The sequence below is a fragment of the Rhizobium sp. FG113 genome (genome assembly GCF_057809895.1).
Map to the genome: position 1 here is coordinate 38,238 of NZ_JBMDKV010000008.1, position 19,008 is coordinate 57,245.

The following is a 19,008-nucleotide window of genomic DNA, read 5'->3' on the forward strand; positions in this document are numbered from 1 at the left end:
TATGGCGAAAGTGCCGTTGTCTTGTTAAGATTCGTCGATCCGGAGAAATTGCCGCAGCGCGGAATTGTTCTCGCCGGTCGAAAACCGCTCGATCGGTGCGGCAACCGCGACCCTTCCCTGATCAATGAAAATTGCATAGTCGGCAATCCGCCTGATCTCGTCGGCGTCGTGCGACACGATGACAACAGTGTTGCCGCTGTCGCGATGCATCGCCAGAAGCAACCCCGCCATGTCGCGGCGCAGGCTTGGATCGAGTGCGGCGAAGGGCTCGTCGAGCAAAAGGATAGGTCGCTGACGCACCAGCGCCCGGGCAAACGCCACCCGCTGCCGCTCGCCACCGGAAAGCGTCGCCGGCATTCGCTTTTCGAAGCCTGACAGCCCGACCTTCTCAAGCGCCGACGTGATCGCGCGCCGATCGGTGTCCCCGAGTTTCAGCGCCGGATGAATGCCGAGCCCGATATTGGTGAAGACATCGAGATGCGCAAAGAGGTTGTTATCCTGGAACACCAGTGACACGGGCCGCTCTGCCGGATGCTGATGGCCGATATCCTTGCCCTTGAATAGGATCTGCCCTGCATCCGCCGTATCGAAACCGGCCAGCAGATTGAGGAAGGTCGACTTGCCCGCGCCAGACGCGCCGGTAACGCCGATGACGGCGCCCTCAGGCAACGCGCAATCGAACACGAATGAGTTCTGGCCCAGCCGCAGCGTCACGCCGCGCATCTCGATGGCATCAGTCATGCGATAGCGCCTCCCGCTTCGGTTCATCCGCCACCCCGCCCATCGTGCCCGAAATCGTCAATAGCAGGCAGATCACGCCAAGGATCAACGCCAGCCCATCGGCATCATTGGTGCGATAGCTCCCGAGACTGGAATAGACCAGCCATGGCAGCGTCACGAAACTATCCGAACCGAACAACGCGACAGCGCCGAGATCGCCCAGCGACAGCGCCATGGCGAAAGAAAGCGCCGTCAGCACCGGCTTGCGCAGATCGGGCCACGAGATCAGTCGCAGCTTGGCAAGACCGGAGATGCCAAGGCTGGCACTCAGCCGCTGCGTGCGGCGCTGGTGGATTGCGTAGGCCGGCTCCAGCACCCTGACGACGAAGGGCAGCGCCATCAGCGCATTGATGACGACGACAAGCACCGGCGCCACGACATTGACGTCACCGACATCACGCGCCGCCAGGAACCACCCCGTGGCGAGAACGATGGGCGGAAAGAGCAGCACGAGCGACGATGCAGCCCCCATGGCGGCAAAGAAGGACCGCGCGCCGCGCCGTGATCTCCTCTCAAGCGAAAGCGTATGGCGCGCACGCACGAGCGGCATCGACAGGGCGAACGACAGCAAGGCCGACGAGAGCGCCATCACGCCGCTGGTGGCAAGCGCCCGCCAAAAGATCGCTTCGCCGACGAGCTTCACCAGATCGGCGCGCAGGCCGGCAATGACGATGAAGAGCAACGGCAAGCCGAGAAACAGCACAGCCAGCGTGAGAAGCGCGCGATCGGCGATCCATGCACCAAACAGCGTGCCATCGGGCCGCCGGATCGTGCGGCCCGCCGTCAGTCCCGCATCTCCGGATGCCGGCAGCAGCGACAGAATGCCGAGCACCACGGCCGTCAACGCGATCTGCAGCAGGGACAGGCCCACCGCGCGGCCGGGATCGAAATCGAAGCGCAGCGACTGGTAGATCGCCACCTCGATCGTGGTCGCCGCCGGTCCGCCGCCGAGCATCAGCACCAGCGTGAAGCTGGTGGCGCAGAGCATGAAGATCAGTCCCGCCACGCCTGGTATGACAGAGCGCAGCACCGGCCATTCGATGAAGCGGAAGACGGAAACCGGCCGCATGCCGAGACCGCTCGCCACCAGCCAGTATTCGCCCGGCACCCGCTCCAGCGCCGCCAGCATCAGCCGGCAGGCAAGCGGCAGATTGAAGAACACATGCGCGAGCAGAATGCCCGACAGGCCATAGATGCTGACGGGTTGATCGAGACCCGTCCACGAGAGCATCGTGTTGACGACACCCTGCCGGCCCCAGATGCCGATCAGGCCGAGTGCGCCGATCAACACCGGCAGCCCCATCGGCACCGCCATCAGCCGGATGATCCAGATGCGGCCAACAAATCGCGGCTGCCGCGCCAGCGCCCGTGCGACAGGGATGGCCAGCACGACCGACAGCAGCGTCGAAAGCGCCGCCTGCAGAAGCGTGAAGCGCAGAACGCGCAGGATGTATGGGTCGGAGAGGATCGCGCCGACAGGCATGCCGTCGGTGGAGATCAGCAGCGAGAGCGTAGCGACCGTCACGAAGACAAGAATGGCGGCGAGGCTGAGCGCCCCGCCGGCCAGCGCATATCGTCTTTCGGACGGCGCAAGAAGCATCAATTCATGCTCATCAATTCATGCTCATGGCGGCCAGCCATTCGTCGATCCAGGCCTTGCGGTTCTTGGCGACCTCATCCGAACTCATCAGGAAGGTCTTCGACGGGTTGACGAGCTTGCCGAAAGCATCCGGCAGCGGCTCCGAGGTTTTGGACACCGGCATCATCCAGTTGTTGGTCGGGATCGTGTCCTGGAAACCTGGGGTGACCATGAACTTCAGGAAGTCCTGCGCCAGCACCTTGTCCGGCGCATTCTTCAACAGGCCCGCGACCTCGATCTGGATGTAGTGCCCTTCGGAGAATGCGGCCGCCTGGTAGCGATCGGTGTTTTCCGAAACCATGTGGTAGGCGGGCGACGTCGTATAGGAGAGCACCATCGGCGCCTCGCCCTTGGTGAACAGGCCATAGGCCTCCGACCAGCCGGGCGTCACCGTCAGCACGCGCTTCTTGAGCTTCGCCCAGGCTTCCGGCGCCTGGTCGCCATAGACCGACTTCACCCACAAGAGCAAGCCGAGGCCCGGTGTCGAGGTGCGAGGATCCTCGATGACGATCTTCTGCGCGGGATCGCCGTCGACCAGTTCCTTCAGGCTCGCGGGCGGCGTCTTGAAGGTCTGCGTGTCGTAGATCACGGCGAAATGGCCGTAGTCATAGGGCACGAAGACATCATCCTTGAAGCCGCTGGGGACTTGCAACGCGCCGGTGTCGACGCCGCTCGCATCGAACAGGCCGGTAGCCTTGGCTTCGGTGATGAGGTTCGTGTCGAGGCCGAGGACGACATCCGCCTTCGTGCCCGATCCCTCGAGCTTCAGACGCGACAGCAGCGCCACGCCATCCGCAACGCTGACGAAGTTGACCGTGCAGCCGCAGGTCTTCTCGAACGCTGCCTTCACCTTCGGGCCGGGACCCCATTCGGAGGTGAAGCTCTCATAGGTGTAGATGGTGAGCGTCTTGTCGGCGGCGTGTGCTGCCGTTGCCGAAAAGCCCGCCAACAGCATGGCGGCGCCGAGCGCATAGGTCTTGAAATGGGTCATGACACCTCTCCTCTAGGTTCATTGAAGGGGAAAAGGGCGGTGCCTGGTGTCACGCGTCTAATCCCTCCGCCGGTGTTAGCCGGATCAGGTTCCGCGGGTTGGCTTTTGCAAGCCTCTCAGCCAAGCATCCTGAAGATACGAGGCACCCCGTTAGAGCGTCGCAAGGTGTATATCCGTAGCCGGCGTCTGGCAAGAGCGGACGTCGGCCAGGTTCAGTCTGCCAGTTCGTTGGCTATTCGGCGGCCTCGGCAGCCGCTTTCGCCGGTGCGCCACCTGTACGCGGCAGTTGCACCGGCTTCAGCATGAGGGCCGCCACAAGCCCGATCAGCGCGATGCCGCAGGACGTAATGAACAGCGGCACGAAGGCATTGGCATAGGCCTCGGCAACCGCCTGGCGTGCGGCCTCCGGCAAGGCGGCCAGCATCTTCGGCGTGAGCTGCTCGATATCGGCAACGCCGGGGATGGAGGAACCGACGCGCGAAAGCTGCGAGCCGATGATCGCGCCGTAGATCGAGATCGCGATAGAGGCCCCGCCCATGCGCGACAGTGTCACCGAGCCGGTTGCCGCACCGATATCGCGCACCGGCGCCGCGTTCTGCACGCCGATGATCGGCACCTGTTGCGCCAGGCCGACGCCGACACCCTGCAGTGTCATCACCGCGCCGATGAAGATGAGCGGCGTGCCGGCATGAAACTGCGACAACAGCGCGAAGGCCAAGGCGTTGCAGCTGAGGCTGGCGATGGCGAACGGCTTGTAGCGCCCCGTCACCGAGATGATCCGGCCGGCCGAGATCGACCCGCACATCAGGCCTCCGGTCAACAGGATGAAGAGCAGCCCGGCCGCGGACGGAGAAAGCCCTGTCGTGGTCTGCAGGAAGAGCGCGAAATAGTTCACCATGCCGATAGCGATGCCGCCGCTCATGATCGACATGATCAGCAGCAGGCTGAAGGTCGAATTGCGAAACAGCGACAGCGGAATGATCGGTTCGGCGGCACGGCGCTCGACGAACACCCACGACACCAGGAAGACCACGCCGGCAGCGATGATTGCGAGATTAAGCGGGGCGATCAGCGAGCCGAACACCTGTGCGCCATCAGCGGCCAGAACGATGCTTGTCGTCGTCAGCGCCAGCAGAATGGCGCCGGCATAGTCGATCGTCGGACGACGGTTCGGCTTGCGATAGGGAAGCATGAAAACCAGGCCACCGAGCACGACAACACCGATAGGAATATTGACGAGGAAGATCGAGCGCCAGCCGAAGAGATCGCTCATCGTGCCGCCGAGCACGGGCCCGATAGCGCCCGACGCCATCAGCACAAGGCTGACATAGCTCTGGTATTTGGCGCGCTCGCGCGGCTCGAAGAGATCGGCCGTCACCGCGAAGATCGACACCATGATCCCGCCGCCACCGAGACCCTGCAGCAGGCGCGCGGCGATCAGCGTATTCATCGAAACCGCCAGCCCGCAAACCGCCGAACCCACGGTGAAGATCAGGATCGCGGCCATCATCACATATTTGCGGCCGAAGAGATCGCCGAGTTTGCCATAGAGCGGCATCACCGCGCTGACAGCCAGCAGATAGGCCGAGCCGACCCAGCTGAACCGCTCAAGATGCCCGAACTCCCCGACGATTGTCGGAAGCGCCGTGGCGACGATCTGGTTGTCGAGCATGGCCATGAACATGGCGGTCATCAGGAAAAGAAAGAGAATGAGCCGACGACGGGGGTCGGTCACCAGCGGCTGCGCTGCGATCTGTGGATTCATGGGGCGATCTTTCTGGTTGGGGCGCAATTTATGTGCTATCAGCATATAAATGTCAACGTCATGTAAATGACATCAGCATATTTTCCTCCCCGATCGCTTCTGTTATCCTCCACCTCATGACAGATACTTTGCAAATCGACCCCGACACCACGCCGACCGAAGATGATATCGCCCATATCGGCCAAAGCATGAGCCGTATGCGGATGATCACGGGGCGACGACTGATTGCCCGCCTCGCCATCGAAAAGGTGGCTCCGGATCTGGAGCTTTCGCATCTGGATGTTCTCGAAGCCGTCAAGCTCGCCCGCAGGAATGGCGAGGTGACCGTGGGGACGATTGCCGAGGCCATGCGCATCGATCCGTCCCGCGCAAGCCGCATTGTCGCCGACATGGTGGGCCGCGGTGTTCTCGAACGCGCCGCATCTCAGCAGGACGCCCGGCGGATCCTGGTGGTGATCACGCCATCCGGCTGGAGCCTGCTCACAGAACTGAAATCTCAAAAGCTCGCGATCATCAAGGATGTCGTCTCCGACTGGTCGTCCGAGGACGCCAAAAACTTTGCCGAGCTGTTTGATCGGTACATGACAGGTTTCGAGCGCGTTTTCGCCATGCCGGACAAACATTTGCCTGCGACACCAAAAGCCGGAAAATAGATCGAGAGATTGATCTGAATCAAACAGTTACCTTGCCGCGTTTCATAGAACTCCCCCTGACCATAAAACCTAGGAGAGAATCGAATGAAACGCCGCCTGGCAAAACTAAAGGGCATGTTCGCTGCCGTCGTTCTGGTTGCCGCTGCCCATCCGGCCATGTCCGCCGACCTGACCCAGCCGACCGCGGCACAGGAAGCGACGCAGAGCCAGAGTCCCTGGATGATCCGCCTGCGCGCGCTTGGCGTTATCACCCAGGATTCCGGCTACGTTGGCGGCGTCCCTGGCTCGGATCTCTCCTATTCGGACACCGTCGTTCCTGAATTCGACGTCACCTACTTCTTCACCGACAACATCGCCGCCGAACTCATTCTCGGCACGACATTCGCCAACGTTACCGGCAAGGGTTCGATCGAAAGCCTCGGCGATGTCGGCAAGACCTGGCTGCTGCCGCCGACGGTGACGCTGCAGTATCACTTCAACGATTTCGGCAACTTCAAGCCTTATGTCGGCGCCGGCCTGAACTACACCATCTTCTACAACGAGAAGGGCAAGAGCGCCCAGAGCCTCGACATCGACAACACCTTCGGCGTCGCGCTCCAGGCCGGCTTCGACTACATGTTCGACGAGCACTGGGGCCTCAACGTCGACGTCAAGAAGATCTTCCTGCGTCCCGATTTCAACGTGAACGTCGGCGGCACCGACATGACCGGCAAGGCCAAGCTCGATCCCTGGCTGATCGGCGCCGGTGTAACCTACCGCTTCTAAAGCATGTCGCGCAAAAGTGTGCAGCGGTTTTGCGGCACCGACATGCGACAGACAAAGGCTTAAAGCGTGGCAAGCGAATCCGAAGGATCGCGACGCGCTTTAGCCAACCTTTATTGCAGAAACGCTTGAGGGCGCGGACAAACCATGTCCGCGCCCTTTCCCTTTTCCCCCGCTTTGCGCTATGGGCAATGCCCATGAGCCAATCCACCTTCACCATCCTGCTCGGCGGCGAGCTGCATATGACGGAGCGCCTTCGCGCAGCCGTCTCCGGCAGCCGTTTCATCGCGGCCGATGGTGGCATGCGGCACGCGCTGGCGCTCGATGTCAGGCCTGAGCTCTGGGTCGGCGATTTCGATTCCACGCCGGATGATCTGACGGCGGCCTTCTCCAATATCCCGAGAAAACCCTACCCCGCCGCCAAGGCCGCCACCGATGGCGAGATCGCCGTATCGGAAGCGATAGCCCGCGGCGCGACAAGGCTGATCCTCGTCGGCGCCCTCTCAGGCGACCGCTCCGACCACGCGCTGCAGCACCTGCTCTACGCTGTCAGTCTGGCAGAGACCGGCCTCGATGTGCTGCTCACCTCAGGCACGGAGGAAGCCGTGCCGCTGATCGCGGGCAGCATCACGCTCGACCTGCCGAAGAACAGCCTGTTTTCCGTTCCCGCCTTCAGCGAGCTCAGCGGCCTCTTCATCGAAAACGCCCGCTATCCGCTCAGCGATTTCCATTTGCCCTTCGGCTCGTCACGCACCATTTCCAATGTCGCGGAAGGCCCCGTGCGCTTCTCGCTTCAAAGCGGCCGCGCCATCGTGCTCGCCCGCCCTTACGATCTTTCCGGAGTCTGATTTTTGGCGCCCCCTATCCTTAAACTCGACGATATCTTCCTGAGCTTCGGCGGCGCGCCACTTCTGGCGGGCGCTGCCCTGCAGGTGGAGCCCGGCGACAAGATCTGCCTTGTCGGCCGTAACGGCTCCGGCAAATCGACGTTGCTGAAGATCGCCGCCGGAATGGTCGAGGCGCAGTCCGGCGAGGTGTTCCGCCACCCGTCGTCGACCGTGCGCTATCTCGAACAGGCGCCCGATTTCGCCGGCTACAGCACCGTGCAGGCCTACGCGGAAGCTGGGCTTGGACCGGGCGACGACCCCTACCGTGTGACCTATCTTCTGTCGCATCTCGGCCTCACCGGCGAGGAAGATCCGAAGAACCTCTCGGGCGGCGAAGCGCGCCGCGCGGCACTTGCCCGCGTTCTCGCGCCAGAGCCCGATATCCTGCTTCTCGACGAGCCGACCAACCATCTCGACCTGCCCACCATAGAATGGCTGGAAGGCGAGCTGCAGAAGACCCGCAGCGCGCTGGTCCTGATCTCGCACGACAGGCGCTTCCTCGAAAAGGTCTCGACCGCCACCGTCTGGCTCGACCGCGGCACCTCGCGCCGCCTCGACCGCGGCTTCGCCCATTTCGAGGCCTGGCGCGACCAGGTTCTGGAAGCCGAGGAGATGGAGCAGCACAAGCTCGGCAAGGCGATCGAGCGCGAGGAGCACTGGCTGCGCTACGGCGTCACCGCGCGCCGCAAGCGCAACATGCGCCGCCTCGGCGAGCTGCAGACGATGCGCGCCAGCTATCGCGGCCACAAAGGGCCGCAGGGCACCGTGCAGGCGACCGTCTCCGATGCGCAGGAATCCGGCAAGCTCGTCATCGAAGCCGACAAGATCACCAAGACCTATGGCGAGCGCCCGATCGTCACGCCGTTTTCGATCCGCGTTCATCGCGGCGATTGCATCGGCCTCGTCGGCCCGAACGGCGCCGGCAAGACCACGCTCCTGAAGATGCTGACCGGCCAGCTGCCGCCCGACACCGGCATCATCAAGCTCGGCACCAATCTGGAGATCGCCACGCTCGACCAGAAGCGCGAGGATCTGAACCCCGAGGACACGCTGGCGCATTATCTCACCGACGGGCGCGGTGAGAACCTGCTTGTCAACGGCGAGCAGCGCCACGTCACCGGCTACATGAAAGAATTCCTGTTCCAGCCAGAGCAGGCCCGCACGCCGATCAAGAACCTCTCTGGCGGCGAGCGCGCCCGCCTGATGCTCGCCCGCATGCTGGCGCGGCCGTCCAACTTGCTGATCCTCGACGAGCCGACCAACGACCTCGACATCGAGACGCTGGACCTGCTGCAGGAGGTCGTCGCAGGCTTCCCGGGCACCGTCATCCTCGTCAGCCACGACCGTGACTTCCTCGACCGCACCGTGACCTCGACCATCGCGCCGGCCGTTCCCGATGCACCCGATGGCCGCTGGATCGAATATGCCGGCGGCTATTCCGACATGCTGGCGCAGCGCAAGGGTGCCGCCGACGAGCGCAAGAAGGCGGAGAAAGCCGAGAAGGCGAAAGCGCTGGACGCGGCGCCCGCCGCCGAAGCGCCAAAGGGCAAGGGAAAGCTTTCCTTCAAGCAGAAATTCGCGCTCGAGAACCTGCCCAAGGAGATGGCCAAGGCGGAAGCCGAGATCGCCAAGCGCGAGGAAAAGATGGCCGACCCCAACCTCTTCTCCAAGGACCCCACGACCTTCAACCGCCTGGCCGCCGAGATGGAGAAATTCCGCGACAGCCTGGTGAAGATGGAAGAGGAATGGCTGGAGCTCGAAATGCTCCGGGAAGAGCTGGAGGGCTGATCGCCCTCTACACCGCCGAAAGCTGAGCCTCGATCGCCGCCTTGTCGACGATCGACCACACCTTCGCGATCTGGCCCTCGGTAAATTCGTAGAACACGTTCTCGGAAAACGAGATTCGCCTGCCGTTGACAGGCAAGCCGAGAAATGTGCCTTGCGGGCTGATGTCGAAATTCAGCCGGCTGGCCACCGTGGTGTCATCGGCGATCAGGATCTGGACGTCGAAATAGAGGTCGGGTATCCCGCGAAACTCGGCCTCACGCGCCTGCCGATAGCCATCGAGGCCAACCATCTGGCCGTTATAGCGCACATCCTGCCCGACATAGGTGCCGAGGTTTTCCCAATCCTCGGAATTCAGGCAATGGATATAGGCGCGATATATGTCCGCAAGTCTCGTCTCCGGCATTCAAGTTCTCCCACCCATTGGTATACCCTGCCAGATAGCTCCCGTCTCCGAGCCGGAAACCCTCACATTTCATTGATTGGCCAGCGCTAAGACCTCGTGCCTAAGCTCCCGAAGGCTCCCGCCCCCGGAGCCAAGAGGAGAAAACCCATGTCTCGCTATCTGATTACCAGCCATGTCGCGGCGCTTGCCGTCGGCATTCTTCTGAGCACGTCGCAGATCACATCGGCGGCTGATGCGCAGCGCGTGCGCGTGCGTGGCGATATTGCCAGCCTTTCCGGCGACACGCTCGTCGTCAAGACCCGCGAGGGCGCCGACCAGACCATTGCGCTGAAGCCGGAATGGAAGGTTGGCGGCATCAAGAAGGCGTCGGTCGAGGACATCAAGCCCGGCGATTTCGTCGGCATCGCCTCGCTGCCCAAGCAGGACGGCGGCGATGGCGCGCTGGAAGTGCTGATCTTTCCGGCGGCCATGAAAGGCACCGGCGAAGGCAGCCGCCCCTGGGATTTGAAACCCAACAGCAGCATGACCAACGCGACCGTCGCCAAGGCGGTCAAATCCGTCGATGGCCACACCGTGACGCTGACCTATCAAGGCAAGGAAAAGACCATCTCGATATCGGACGACACACCGATCGTGACCTTCACGGCCGCGCAGAAGTCGGACCTGACGCCAGGCGCGCATGTCATCGTCATGGGCGAGAAGGCAGCGGACGGAACTGTCTCCGCGGCACAGGTCACGGTCGGCACAAACGGCGTCGTTCCGCCGATGTAAGCCCGATCGAAGCGATCAGAGTGCCGGCGCCGGGGTGTTCGGCGCCTTGTCCGCTACCTTGTTTTCGTCGGGCTTGGCGGCAAGCGCTTCGAGATGCAGCACGCGCGGATGGAAGGCCTCGATATAGGCGTCGGAGCGGCCGATATAGATCATCGTCGCATCCGGCATCGCCTCGAGCACCTTCATCATCGTCGACTGCCATTCGGGCTCCATGCCCTCCAGCACTTCGTCGAAAACCATCCATTGCGGCCGGACCAGCAACAGCCGCGCGAAGCCGATAGCCCGCTGTTCATCGGCATCGAGCAGCTTGTCCCAGCGCGCGCGCGTATCCAGTCGGGCAACGAGATTGTGCAGCCCCGCCTTTTCGAGCGCCGCGACCACATCGTCGTTCTTGTATGTGTCGGCGGCCGCAGGAAACGCCAGCGCTTCGCGCAGAGTACCACCGGGAATATAGGCCGATTGCGGCACGAACAGCATATCGTCGGTGGGCGGCAGGCCGATCTTGCCGCTACCGCAGGGCCACAGCTCCGACATCGCCAGGAAGAGGAGCTTGCGATTGACGTTATGGTCGCCGTTGATCATCACCTTCTCGCCGGCCTTGATGGTGACGCTGCCCTCATGCAGGCGGAAGCCGCCGCACTGGTCGATCTCCTCGTCCATCTTGGTAGCGATGGTCACATTCTCAAGCGTCAACGTGCCTGGCGCGCTGCGCTCATAGGCGATCGTTTCCTTGAGATCGACGTCGTCGCCCATCGTGGTCAGAGCCTGGCGGAAGTCGGTAACGCGCATCAAGGTTGCGCGCCATTCGGCGATCGGGCCGAAGTTCGAAACGTACCAGCGCAGCGCCGTGTTGACCTGGTTGAAGGCGCCGACCGACATCATCAGCTGGCCGAAGGTAAGGCCGCCGGAGAAATAGGCGGGTGCGGCCACGATGATCGGAATGACGACGACGAGCCAGCCGTAGCCGGCCGACACCCAGGTCAGGTTGACGTTGGCCATCGCCAGCTTCTTGATGACGGCGAGAACGGCGCTGATATCGGTGTTGATCCGCCCCCGCTCATTCTCCTCCCCGCGCGCAGCCGTGATCGCCGGAATGTTCTCGTTGGCATGCATCAGCGCGAAGCGCAGCTCAGCTTCCTTGGAGAAACGGTCCGCATTGAGCTTGACGAGCTTGCGTCCGACGAGCTGGCTGAGCACCGAGGCTGAAGCGGCATAGAAGATCGCCGCCCACACCATGTAGCCCGGAATGGAAAAGGCGTACTCGCCGAAGCGAAAAACGAAGCCGCTCGACAACTCCCAGAGAACGCCGATGAAGCTCACCAGCAGGATCGTCGATTGCACCAGGCCGATGACGAGACCCGTGGTGCTTTCCGCCAGATTGCGCGCATCCTCATGCAGGCGCTGATCCGGATTGACGCCGATCAGCCCGCTGGAGGCGAGGCGGAGCGCCCGCTTGCGCTGCAGCCACTGGTCGACGAGATCCCGCGTCAGCCCCTCGCGCATGTAAAGCGCCGTCATCTGGTTCAGCCAGGCTTGCACCACGTTGAGAAGCAACAGCATGCCGGCGATCAGCGCGAAGATCTTCAGCTGGTGGAAGAACCCCGGCAGGTCGCGCCGCGAGATGGCGTCGTAGAAAGGCGCGTTCCACTGGTTGAGGATGACGGTGGCATAGGCTGTCGCGAGAATGATCCCGATCAACGCCGTCGAGAGAATGAGCACCGGCGCGCGCACCCTGGAATGCCAGAATGCCGAAAACATCACCTTGAGGCGGAAGATCAGGCTGAGATCATACCCTACCCGGTCCTGCCCCTGGATGCTCGGTCTGCTTTTGACGTCCTCTGCCATCATGCTTCCTTACGCGTATGTAGCACCTGAATAGCACCGTGAGTCAGCCTGTCCAGCAACAGTTTCTAGCATCAGGTAATGCGCGAGTTACCTCGGCAAATAGGCGACGCCGCGTATCGGTCATTGATTCGCGGCCTGACTGGGTCTATTTAGAGCGCTCCGTGGTGATTTGGCCGGCCGGCTTGCAGCCACGTTAAAGAAGTTGCTAAAGGGCCGCGTGCGGACCGATAGCGATATTTTCGTTTTTTCATCGAGTGACCGCCATGCCGATCAAGATCCCCGATACCCTGCCCGCCTTTGAAACCCTGGTTCAGGAAGGTGTGCGCGTGATGACCGAGACGGCCGCGATCCGTCAGGACATTCGCCCCCTGCAGATCGGGCTTCTGAACCTCATGCCGAACAAGATCAAGACCGAGATTCAGATGGCGCGCCTTATCGGCGCCTCGCCGCTGCAGGTCGAGCTGTCGCTTGTTCGCGTCGGGAACCACAAGGCGAAGAACACCTCGGAAGATCATCTCTTCTCCTTCTACCAGACCTGGGAGGAGATCAAACACCGGAAGTTCGACGGCTTCATCATCACAGGCGCGCCGATCGAAACGCTTCCATACGAAGACGTTACTTATTGGGATGAAATGCAGCAGATTTTCGACTGGACGCGCACCAACGTGCACTCCGCGATGAATGTCTGCTGGGGTGCGATGGCCGCGATCTACCATTTTCACGACATTCCCAAGCACGCGCTGACGGAAAAGGCCTTCGGCGTCTATCGCCACAAGAACCTCAAGCCGTCGTCGGTCTACCTGAACGGTTTCTCCGACAATTTCGAGGTTCCGGTCTCGCGCTGGACGGAAGTGCGACGCGCCGATATCGAAAAATCCGACACGCTGGAAATCCTGATGGAATCGAGCGAGATGGGCGTCTGCCTCGTTCACGAGAAGAAGGGCAACCGGCTCTATATCTTCAATCACGTCGAATATGATTCGACGTCGCTCGGTGACGAGTATTTCCGCGACGTGAATGCCGGCGTTCCGATCAAGATGCCGCACAACTATTTCCCGCATAACGACCCGTCGATCCCGCCGCAGAACCGCTGGCGCAGCCACGCGCACCTGCTTTTCGGCAACTGGATCAACGAAATCTACCAGACGACACCTTACAATCTGGAAGATATTGGCGAGGACGGCTGAGACCTTTTCGCTTTGCCTGATACGCCGCCGGACCTGACCGGCGGCGTTTGTTTTTTATATCGCGGCGGTTGCGATTTCATTCAATTGAGAGCAGGTTCCCTCGCGAAATTGCGGACGCGAACCGGGGAGGAAACAGGATGGCGGATGGATTGAAGCGGGACGTTTTTGGAACGACGAAGACGGGCGAAACCGTCCATCGCGTCGAGATCTCGGGCGGCGGCTTGACCGCCAAGGTGATCACCTGGGGCGCGGTCATCCAGGACCTCAGGCTCGAAGGCCATGACGCGCCGCTCACCCTCGGCTTCGATGACTTCGACAGCTATCCCGCGCATTCTGCCTATTTCGGCGCGACGCCCGGCCGCAACGCCAACCGCATCGGCGGCGGCAAGTTCACGATCGACGGCAAGAATTATCAGCTCGACCTCAACGAAAACGGCGTCAGCCACCTGCATGGCGGCTTCGAGAACATCGCGCTGCGCAACTGGACGATCGTCGAGCACGACAGCGACCGCGTCGTCCTGAAGATCGTCGATGCCGATGGCCGCGGCGGCTATCCCGGCAATTGCACCATCCTCGTCACCTACCGCGTGCACGGCGATGGTGAACTCTCGGTCGTCTACGAGACGACGAGCGACCAGCCGACCATCGCCAATGTCTGCCAGCACGCCTATTTCAATCTCGACGGCCGCGACGACACGCTTGGCCACGACATCATGATCGCGGCCGATAGCTATCTTCCGACCGACGAACGCCAGATCCCGACCGGCGAAATCCGCCCGGTGCAAGGCACTGTCTTCGACTTCCGCGAAATGGCCTCGCTGAAACGCTTCGAGGGCGACACCCAGGCGCTCTACGACCACAATTTCTGCCTCTCATCCGAACGTGTTGCCAAGCGCTCCGTGGTGCTCGCGCGCAGCCTCTATTCCGGCGTCTCGATGGAAGTGCGAACGACCGAGCCCGGCGTCCAGTTCTACGCCGCCTTCAAGCTCGATGTGCCGGTGCCCGGCATCGGCGGCCGCAAATACGGCCCGTTCGCCGGCTTCTGCCTGGAAACGCAGATCTGGCCCGATGCCATCAACCACGAGGGCTTCCCCAACGCGGTTCTGCGTCCCGGCGAAGTGCTGCGCCAGGAAACGGACTACATTTTCTCGAAGAGCTGACGGCAGCAAGCCGACCGCTTCTGATGTCATCAAACCCTCGCAGAGCTCTGCGAGGGTTTTTTCATGCAAGTTAGCGCTTGCAATTGGTTCCAAAGAGGTTCTATTTTAATCTCATGGATAGAACCAGTCTGATAGCCGAGATCGAGGCACGCGGACTGCGCGACACAGCGCGCAGCGGGCCCCTCTATCGCCGTCTCGCGCAGACACTGACCGGGCTGATCAATGAGGGCCTGCTGAAGCCTGGGGCAGCACTGCCGAGCGAGCGCGATCTGGCGGAAGCCCTGAAGATCGGTCGCGTCACGGTGCGCACCGCCTATCGCGATCTCCTAAACGCGGGCACGCTGGAATCACGCCATGGCAGCGGCACCTTCGTCTCCGCCAAGGTGGAGCGAATGGAGCAATCGCTCTGGCGACTTTCATCCTTCTCCGAAGACATGCGCTCGCGTGGCCGCGTGCCGGCGGCAAGAATCCTGTCGCGCACCATCAACAAGCCCTCGCCGGAGGAGGCCTTCCTGCTCGGCCTCGGCGTCGACGAGCGCGTGTTGCGCCTCGATCGCCTGCGCCTCGCCGACGGGCTGCCGCTGGCGATCGATCGCTCCGTGGTCCCCGTGAAGTTTCTCGATGACACCGCCGGCGGCGAAGGCTCGCTCTACGACGCGCTGACGGCGAGCGGCCATCGCCCGGTGCGCGCGCTACAGAAACTCTCCGCCGTCACGCTCGACGCGACCTCGGCGGCAGCGCTCGACGTTGCGGCTGGTGCGCCGGCCCTTCTGATCGAACGCGTATCGCGCCTGGAAGACCAGCGCGTCGTTGAATACACCCGCTCCCACTATCGTGGCGATGCATATGATTTTGTTGCAGAATTGAGAATTGGAGACGAGCTATGAGTGAAACCCAGTCGCTGATGTTGCAGGAAGCCGGCCAGTCACCCGAGGTGGTCGCCACGCTGCTGCGCAAGGAAAAGCCTGTTTTCGACGAGATCGCCAAGCTCTTTTCCAAGAACGCGCCAAGCGTCGTCACCACCGCCGCGCGCGGCTCGTCCGACCACGCCGCCACCTTCTTCAAATACCTCTTCGAGATCACCTGCGGCATTCCGGTAGCCTCGGTCGGCCCATCGATCGCGTCGGTATACGGCACGCCACTGCGCCTCAAGGGCGGCATTCACTTCACCGTTTCGCAGTCGGGCGCGAGCCCCGATATCGTAGCGCTTCAGGAAGCGGCCAAGCGCGGCGGCGCGACGACCATCGCCGTCGTCAACGTCACCGACAGCCCGCTCGCCAAGCAGGCCGACCTCGTGCTCGACCTCAACGCCGGCGCCGAAAAGAGCGTCGCGGCGACCAAGTCCTTCATCGCCTCGGTCGCGGCCCTGTCGGGCGTCACGGCGGCAATCGGCGCCAGTGGCGACCTGCAGGCAGCGCTTGAAAAGCTTCCCGAAGCGCTGAGCGCCACATCGGGCATCGATACGGCTGCCGCCGAAGACGTGCTCTTCAACGCCACCTCGCTCTATACCGGCGGCCGCGGCCCGGCTTTCGCCATCGCCCTCGAGGCGGCGCTGAAGGCCAAGGAGACCTCCGGCCTGCACGCCGAAGCCTTCTCACTCGCCGAGCTCATGCACGGCCCGATGCGCCTGGTGCAGCCGGGCTTCCCGATCCTCGCCTTCACGCCAGATGACGCCGCCTACGCCAACAACGTCAAGGCGCTGGAGCGTCTGAGCAAGCTCGGCGCCACCACCGTGCCCTTCTCGACCAAGGAACTCCCCGGCATCAACCTGCGCGTCCCCACGACAGGCAACGGCCTCCTGGACCCGCTGGTCTCGCTGCTCGTCTACTATCGCATGATCGAGGCGGTCACGCGCCGCAAGGGCTTCGACCCCGACAAGCCGGCGAACCTCTTGAAGGTGACGGAGACCGTCTGATGTTGCGCAAGATCTTCACCGGCGCCCGCATCTTCGACGGCGAGCGCTTTCACGACGACAGGGCGCTTGTTGTCGCCGACGGCCGCATCGAGACGATCGCCGGCCTGAACGACCTGCCGGATGGCGAGACGATCACGCTTGACGGTGGCATTCTCGCGCCCGGCTTCATCGACGCCCAGGTGAATGGCGGCGCTGGCCGCATGCTCAACGACGAACCGTCGCCCGCCTCCATGTACCGCATCGCGGAGGGACATCGCCCCTATGGCACGACGTCGCTGCTGCCGACGCTGATCACCGATACCGGTGAAGCCACAGCCGCCGCCATCGACGCCGCGAAAGAAGCGGTCAAGGCGAACCGCGGCGTGGCTGGCCTTCATCTTGAGGGGCCTCATCTCGCGCCTGCCCGCAAGGGCGCGCATCTGGCCGAACTGATGCGTCCGGTTGACGACCGCGACGTCAAGGCGCTTTCCGCTGCCGCCGAGGCGATCGGCACGCTGCTGGTGACGATGGCGGCCGAGCAGGTGACGGCACGACAGGTGCGCGAACTGAGCGAGGCAGGCGTCACCGTCAGCATCGGTCACTCCGATTGCACGAGCGAAGCCGCCGAGGCGCGCTTCGACGCCGGCGCCCGTGGGGTGACGCATCTCTTCAACGCCATGAGCCAGCTTGGCCATCGCACACCAGGGCTTGTGGGCGCGGCAATCGATCATCCGGCCGTCTGGTGCGGCATCATCGCCGATGGCCACCATGTCGATCCCAAGGCGCTGCGCACGGCTCTGAGAGCCAAGCGCGGCGAGGGCAAGCTGTTCTTCGTCACCGACGCCATGTCGCTGGTAGGTTCCACCGAGAACAGCTTTACGCTGAACGGCCGCACGGTGCGGCGCGAGACCGGCGCTTTCTGCTCAAGACTTGTGCTGTCAGACGGCACGCTCGCCGGCTCCGACGTGGATATGGCCTCGGCGATCCGCTATGGGCTCACCTATCTCGATCTGTCGCTCGCGGAGGCGCTGCGCATGGCCACGCTCTACCCCGCCCGCTTCCTGAAGCTCGATGACCGTGGCCGCCTCGCGCCCGGCCTGCGCGCCGATCTCGTGCACATGACCGACGGCATCAAGGTCAACCAGACCTGGATCAGCGGCGAGCCTACGTGACCGCGAAATGCCGATTGTCAATTTGGTGTTGACAATCGGTCGCCAAAGCCTGGTCTATCCGGCAACGGCGGGCAGGCTCATATTCCCCTCACGAAACGGCGGCACATCAGATGCGCCGCCCTGTGAGAGGACAAAATCATGGCCCAGATCATCCTGAATTCGGCAACCGCCATCCTGATCGCGGTGGCATTTCTGGCAACGGCAGCAATGGCGCTCCGCACTGAAAACCAAGTGCGCGTCCGCGTGCCTGTGAAGGTCCAAGACCGGCACCATCCCAACGGTTGAATGACCGAATAATTCCTCGAATTCGCCCCAATATCGACACCGGTCGGGATCAGGAATGCCTCGACCGGCTTGGGAGGGAAAGACAATGACGAAGATCATCGGCGCTGCGGCAATCTTGACGATTGCGCTCGCCACTTATGCGGCCTCGCTCAACCCATACGACACGAGCAAGACCCCGCATAAGCAGTCGCACCAGACGACCGTCAGCGATACCGAACATACCGCCTCGATCCGCTAAGCATATCTGGGCAAGGCAGAGCCCGCTTTAGACGAACAACTGCCCGCCATTGGCGCTGAGCGTCGAGCCGGTGATAAAGCCGGCATCATCCGAAACCAGGAACACAACGCAGCGCGCGACCTCATCGGGCGTCCCGAGACGCCCCACCGGGATCTGCGGAATGATTCGCTCGTTGAGCACCTTCTCCGGGATAGCCAGCACCATCTCCGTGCCGATATAGCCGGGGCAGATGGCGTTGACGGTGATGTTTTTCGCCGCCCCTTCCTGGGCAAGCGCCTTGGTGAAGCCGAGATCGCCGGCCTTTGCCGCCGAATAGTTGGCCTGGCCCATCTGGCCCTTCTGACCATTGATCGACGAGATATTGACGATACGCCCGAAGCTGCGCTCGCGCATGCCGGCCCAGACCTGATGCGTCATGTTGAAGAGGCCGGTGAGATTGGTGTTGATCACCTCGTGCCATTGCTGCGGCGTCATCTTGTGGAACATCGCATCGCGCGTGATGCCGGCATTGTTGATGAGCACCTCGATCGGGCCGATCTCGGCCTCGATCCGCGCCAGGCCTTCCGAACAGGCCTCGTAGCTCGACACGTCCCACTTGAAAACGGGAATGCCGGTTTCCGCGTGAAACGCCTGGGCTGCCTCGTCATTGCCGGCATAGTTGGCGGCGACCCGATAGCCCGCACTCTTCAAGGCCAGTGAAATGGCGGCGCCAATACCGCGCGTACCGCCGGTGACAACAGCGACTCTGCTCATGTTCCGCTCCCCATATGTAAGGCTCCGCTATCCCC

Annotated in this window: 19 protein-coding genes and 2 riboswitches; of the genes, 12 read left to right on the forward strand and 7 right to left on the reverse strand. The window is 62.5% G+C overall.

Annotated elements, in window-relative coordinates; translation table 11 throughout:
- Positions 1-24: 24 nt before the first annotated feature.
- The 4 genes from ACODTZ_RS19045 to ACODTZ_RS19060 all read right to left on the reverse strand — a co-directional run bounded on the left by ACODTZ_RS19045 (position 25) and on the right by ACODTZ_RS19060 (position 5,175).
- The gene (locus ACODTZ_RS19045; RefSeq protein WP_489027243.1) at positions 25-741 is read right to left on the reverse strand and encodes a thiamine ABC transporter ATP-binding protein; all 717 of its coding nucleotides are present in this window, start codon (positions 739-741) and stop codon (positions 25-27) included.
- Positions 734-2,380, reverse strand: coding sequence for a thiamine/thiamine pyrophosphate ABC transporter permease ThiP (gene thiP / locus ACODTZ_RS19050; RefSeq protein ID WP_489027245.1), 1,647 nt, complete (start codon positions 2,378-2,380; stop codon positions 734-736). The genes ACODTZ_RS19045 and thiP overlap by 8 nt, the downstream gene beginning before the upstream one ends.
- Before the next feature lie 13 nt (positions 2,381-2,393).
- Positions 2,394-3,374, reverse strand: a complete 981-nt coding sequence (thiB, locus tag ACODTZ_RS19055) for a thiamine ABC transporter substrate binding subunit (RefSeq protein ID WP_489027442.1) — start codon at positions 3,372-3,374, stop codon at positions 2,394-2,396.
- An 80-nt stretch (positions 3,375-3,454) separates the two neighbouring features.
- A riboswitch (TPP riboswitch) is annotated at positions 3,455-3,570 on the reverse strand.
- 72 nt (positions 3,571-3,642) lie between these two features.
- Complete coding sequence (locus tag ACODTZ_RS19060; RefSeq protein WP_489027246.1) at positions 3,643-5,175, reverse strand: MDR family MFS transporter; 1,533 nt, start codon at positions 5,173-5,175, stop codon at positions 3,643-3,645.
- Positions 5,176-5,291: 116 nt separating this feature from the next.
- Between ACODTZ_RS19060 and ACODTZ_RS19065 the strand changes: the two genes are divergently transcribed.
- From ACODTZ_RS19065 to ACODTZ_RS19080, 4 genes are all read left to right on the forward strand, one after another.
- Positions 5,292-5,828: a MarR family winged helix-turn-helix transcriptional regulator gene (locus tag ACODTZ_RS19065; RefSeq protein WP_209234594.1), complete on the forward strand. Its 537-nt coding sequence runs from the start codon at positions 5,292-5,294 to the stop codon at positions 5,826-5,828.
- A gap of 84 nt (positions 5,829-5,912) precedes the next feature.
- Positions 5,913-6,593 carry an OmpW/AlkL family protein gene (locus ACODTZ_RS19070; RefSeq protein ID WP_489027248.1) on the forward strand — a complete coding sequence of 227 codons (681 nt, stop codon included), beginning with the start codon at positions 5,913-5,915 and terminating at the stop codon, positions 6,591-6,593.
- A gap of 188 nt (positions 6,594-6,781) precedes the next feature.
- Positions 6,782-7,438 carry a thiamine diphosphokinase gene (locus ACODTZ_RS19075; protein ID WP_489027250.1) on the forward strand — a complete coding sequence of 219 codons (657 nt, stop codon included), beginning with the start codon at positions 6,782-6,784 and terminating at the stop codon, positions 7,436-7,438.
- Positions 7,439-7,441: 3 nt separating this feature from the next.
- On the forward strand, positions 7,442-9,265 hold the full coding sequence (locus ACODTZ_RS19080) for an ABC-F family ATP-binding cassette domain-containing protein (RefSeq protein WP_489027252.1): 1,824 nt from the start codon (positions 7,442-7,444) through the stop codon (positions 9,263-9,265).
- Between the two features lie 7 nt (positions 9,266-9,272).
- Here the strand turns inward: ACODTZ_RS19080 and ACODTZ_RS19085 are convergent, their stop codons facing one another.
- On the reverse strand, positions 9,273-9,668 hold the full coding sequence (locus tag ACODTZ_RS19085; protein ID WP_489027254.1) for an ester cyclase: 396 nt from the start codon (positions 9,666-9,668) through the stop codon (positions 9,273-9,275).
- A gap of 147 nt (positions 9,669-9,815) precedes the next feature.
- Here ACODTZ_RS19085 and ACODTZ_RS19090 point away from each other — a divergent pair, with 147 nt between their 5' ends.
- On the forward strand, positions 9,816-10,439 hold the full coding sequence (locus tag ACODTZ_RS19090) for a DUF5666 domain-containing protein (protein ID WP_489027256.1): 624 nt from the start codon (positions 9,816-9,818) through the stop codon (positions 10,437-10,439).
- Between the two features lie 15 nt (positions 10,440-10,454).
- On the opposite strand, the gene ACODTZ_RS19095 is transcribed toward ACODTZ_RS19090, so the two are convergent.
- Positions 10,455-12,284 carry an ABC transporter ATP-binding protein/permease gene (locus ACODTZ_RS19095; protein WP_489027257.1) on the reverse strand — a complete coding sequence of 610 codons (1,830 nt, stop codon included), beginning with the start codon at positions 12,282-12,284 and terminating at the stop codon, positions 10,455-10,457.
- Between the two features lie 151 nt (positions 12,285-12,435).
- Positions 12,436-12,513, forward strand: a riboswitch (SAM riboswitch).
- A gap of 34 nt (positions 12,514-12,547) precedes the next feature.
- On the opposite strand from ACODTZ_RS19095, the gene metA reads away from it, so the two are divergent.
- The 7 genes from metA (at position 12,548) to ACODTZ_RS19130 (ending at position 18,220) form a co-directional block, all read left to right on the forward strand.
- Positions 12,548-13,471 (forward strand): homoserine O-acetyltransferase MetA, encoded by a 924-nt coding sequence (metA, locus tag ACODTZ_RS19100; RefSeq protein ID WP_018901853.1) that lies wholly within the window; start codon positions 12,548-12,550, stop codon positions 13,469-13,471.
- A 137-nt stretch (positions 13,472-13,608) separates the two neighbouring features.
- Positions 13,609-14,631, forward strand: coding sequence for an aldose epimerase family protein (locus ACODTZ_RS19105; RefSeq protein ID WP_111562659.1), 1,023 nt, complete (start codon positions 13,609-13,611; stop codon positions 14,629-14,631).
- A 113-nt stretch (positions 14,632-14,744) separates the two neighbouring features.
- Complete coding sequence (locus ACODTZ_RS19110) at positions 14,745-15,518, forward strand: GntR family transcriptional regulator (RefSeq protein ID WP_413394949.1); 774 nt, start codon at positions 14,745-14,747, stop codon at positions 15,516-15,518.
- Positions 15,515-16,546 (forward strand): SIS domain-containing protein, encoded by a 1,032-nt coding sequence (locus ACODTZ_RS19115; protein WP_047508964.1) that lies wholly within the window; start codon positions 15,515-15,517, stop codon positions 16,544-16,546. The genes ACODTZ_RS19110 and ACODTZ_RS19115 overlap by 4 nt, the downstream gene beginning before the upstream one ends.
- A complete protein-coding gene (nagA, locus tag ACODTZ_RS19120) occupies positions 16,546-17,697 on the forward strand; it encodes an N-acetylglucosamine-6-phosphate deacetylase (RefSeq protein WP_489027260.1) in 1,152 nt (383 codons plus the stop codon). Before ACODTZ_RS19115 ends, nagA begins: the two co-directional genes overlap by 1 nt.
- Before the next feature lie 138 nt (positions 17,698-17,835).
- Positions 17,836-17,982: a hypothetical protein gene (locus ACODTZ_RS19125; RefSeq protein ID WP_489027262.1), complete on the forward strand. Its 147-nt coding sequence runs from the start codon at positions 17,836-17,838 to the stop codon at positions 17,980-17,982.
- 85 nt (positions 17,983-18,067) lie between these two features.
- Positions 18,068-18,220: a hypothetical protein gene (locus tag ACODTZ_RS19130; protein ID WP_197067329.1), complete on the forward strand. Its 153-nt coding sequence runs from the start codon at positions 18,068-18,070 to the stop codon at positions 18,218-18,220.
- 27 nt (positions 18,221-18,247) lie between these two features.
- On the opposite strand, the gene ACODTZ_RS19135 is transcribed toward ACODTZ_RS19130, so the two are convergent.
- Entirely contained in the window at positions 18,248-18,973 is a 726-nt protein-coding gene (locus ACODTZ_RS19135) for a beta-ketoacyl-ACP reductase (RefSeq protein ID WP_111562663.1), read from the reverse strand.
- Positions 18,974-19,008 lie beyond the last annotated feature (35 nt).

Coding starts and splice junctions, on each gene's coding strand:
- ACODTZ_RS19045 (WP_489027243.1), bottom strand. CDS start 741: ATGACTGATGCCATCGAGATGCGCGGCGTGACGCTGCGGCTGGGCCAG.
- thiP (WP_489027245.1), bottom strand. CDS start 2,380: ATGCTTCTTGCGCCGTCCGAAAGACGATATGCGCTGGCCGGCGGGGCG.
- thiB (WP_489027442.1), bottom strand. CDS start 3,374: ATGCTGTTGGCGGGCTTTTCGGCAACGGCAGCACACGCCGCCGACAAG.
- ACODTZ_RS19060 (WP_489027246.1), bottom strand. CDS start 5,175: ATGAATCCACAGATCGCAGCGCAGCCGCTGGTGACCGACCCCCGTCGT.
- ACODTZ_RS19065 (WP_209234594.1), top strand. CDS start 5,292: ATGACAGATACTTTGCAAATCGACCCCGACACCACGCCGACCGAAGAT.
- ACODTZ_RS19070 (WP_489027248.1), top strand. CDS start 5,913: ATGAAACGCCGCCTGGCAAAACTAAAGGGCATGTTCGCTGCCGTCGTT.
- ACODTZ_RS19075 (WP_489027250.1), top strand. CDS start 6,782: ATGCCCATGAGCCAATCCACCTTCACCATCCTGCTCGGCGGCGAGCTG.
- ACODTZ_RS19085 (WP_489027254.1), bottom strand. CDS start 9,668: ATGCCGGAGACGAGACTTGCGGACATATATCGCGCCTATATCCATTGC.
- ACODTZ_RS19090 (WP_489027256.1), top strand. CDS start 9,816: ATGTCTCGCTATCTGATTACCAGCCATGTCGCGGCGCTTGCCGTCGGC.
- ACODTZ_RS19095 (WP_489027257.1), bottom strand. CDS start 12,284: ATGGCAGAGGACGTCAAAAGCAGACCGAGCATCCAGGGGCAGGACCGG.
- metA (WP_018901853.1), top strand. CDS start 12,548: ATGCCGATCAAGATCCCCGATACCCTGCCCGCCTTTGAAACCCTGGTT.
- ACODTZ_RS19105 (WP_111562659.1), top strand. CDS start 13,609: ATGGCGGATGGATTGAAGCGGGACGTTTTTGGAACGACGAAGACGGGC.
- ACODTZ_RS19110 (WP_413394949.1), top strand. CDS start 14,745: ATGGATAGAACCAGTCTGATAGCCGAGATCGAGGCACGCGGACTGCGC.
- ACODTZ_RS19115 (WP_047508964.1), top strand. CDS start 15,515: ATGAGTGAAACCCAGTCGCTGATGTTGCAGGAAGCCGGCCAGTCACCC.
- nagA (WP_489027260.1), top strand. CDS start 16,546: ATGTTGCGCAAGATCTTCACCGGCGCCCGCATCTTCGACGGCGAGCGC.
- ACODTZ_RS19125 (WP_489027262.1), top strand. CDS start 17,836: ATGGCCCAGATCATCCTGAATTCGGCAACCGCCATCCTGATCGCGGTG.
- ACODTZ_RS19130 (WP_197067329.1), top strand. CDS start 18,068: ATGACGAAGATCATCGGCGCTGCGGCAATCTTGACGATTGCGCTCGCC.
- ACODTZ_RS19135 (WP_111562663.1), bottom strand. CDS start 18,973: ATGAGCAGAGTCGCTGTTGTCACCGGCGGTACGCGCGGTATTGGCGCC.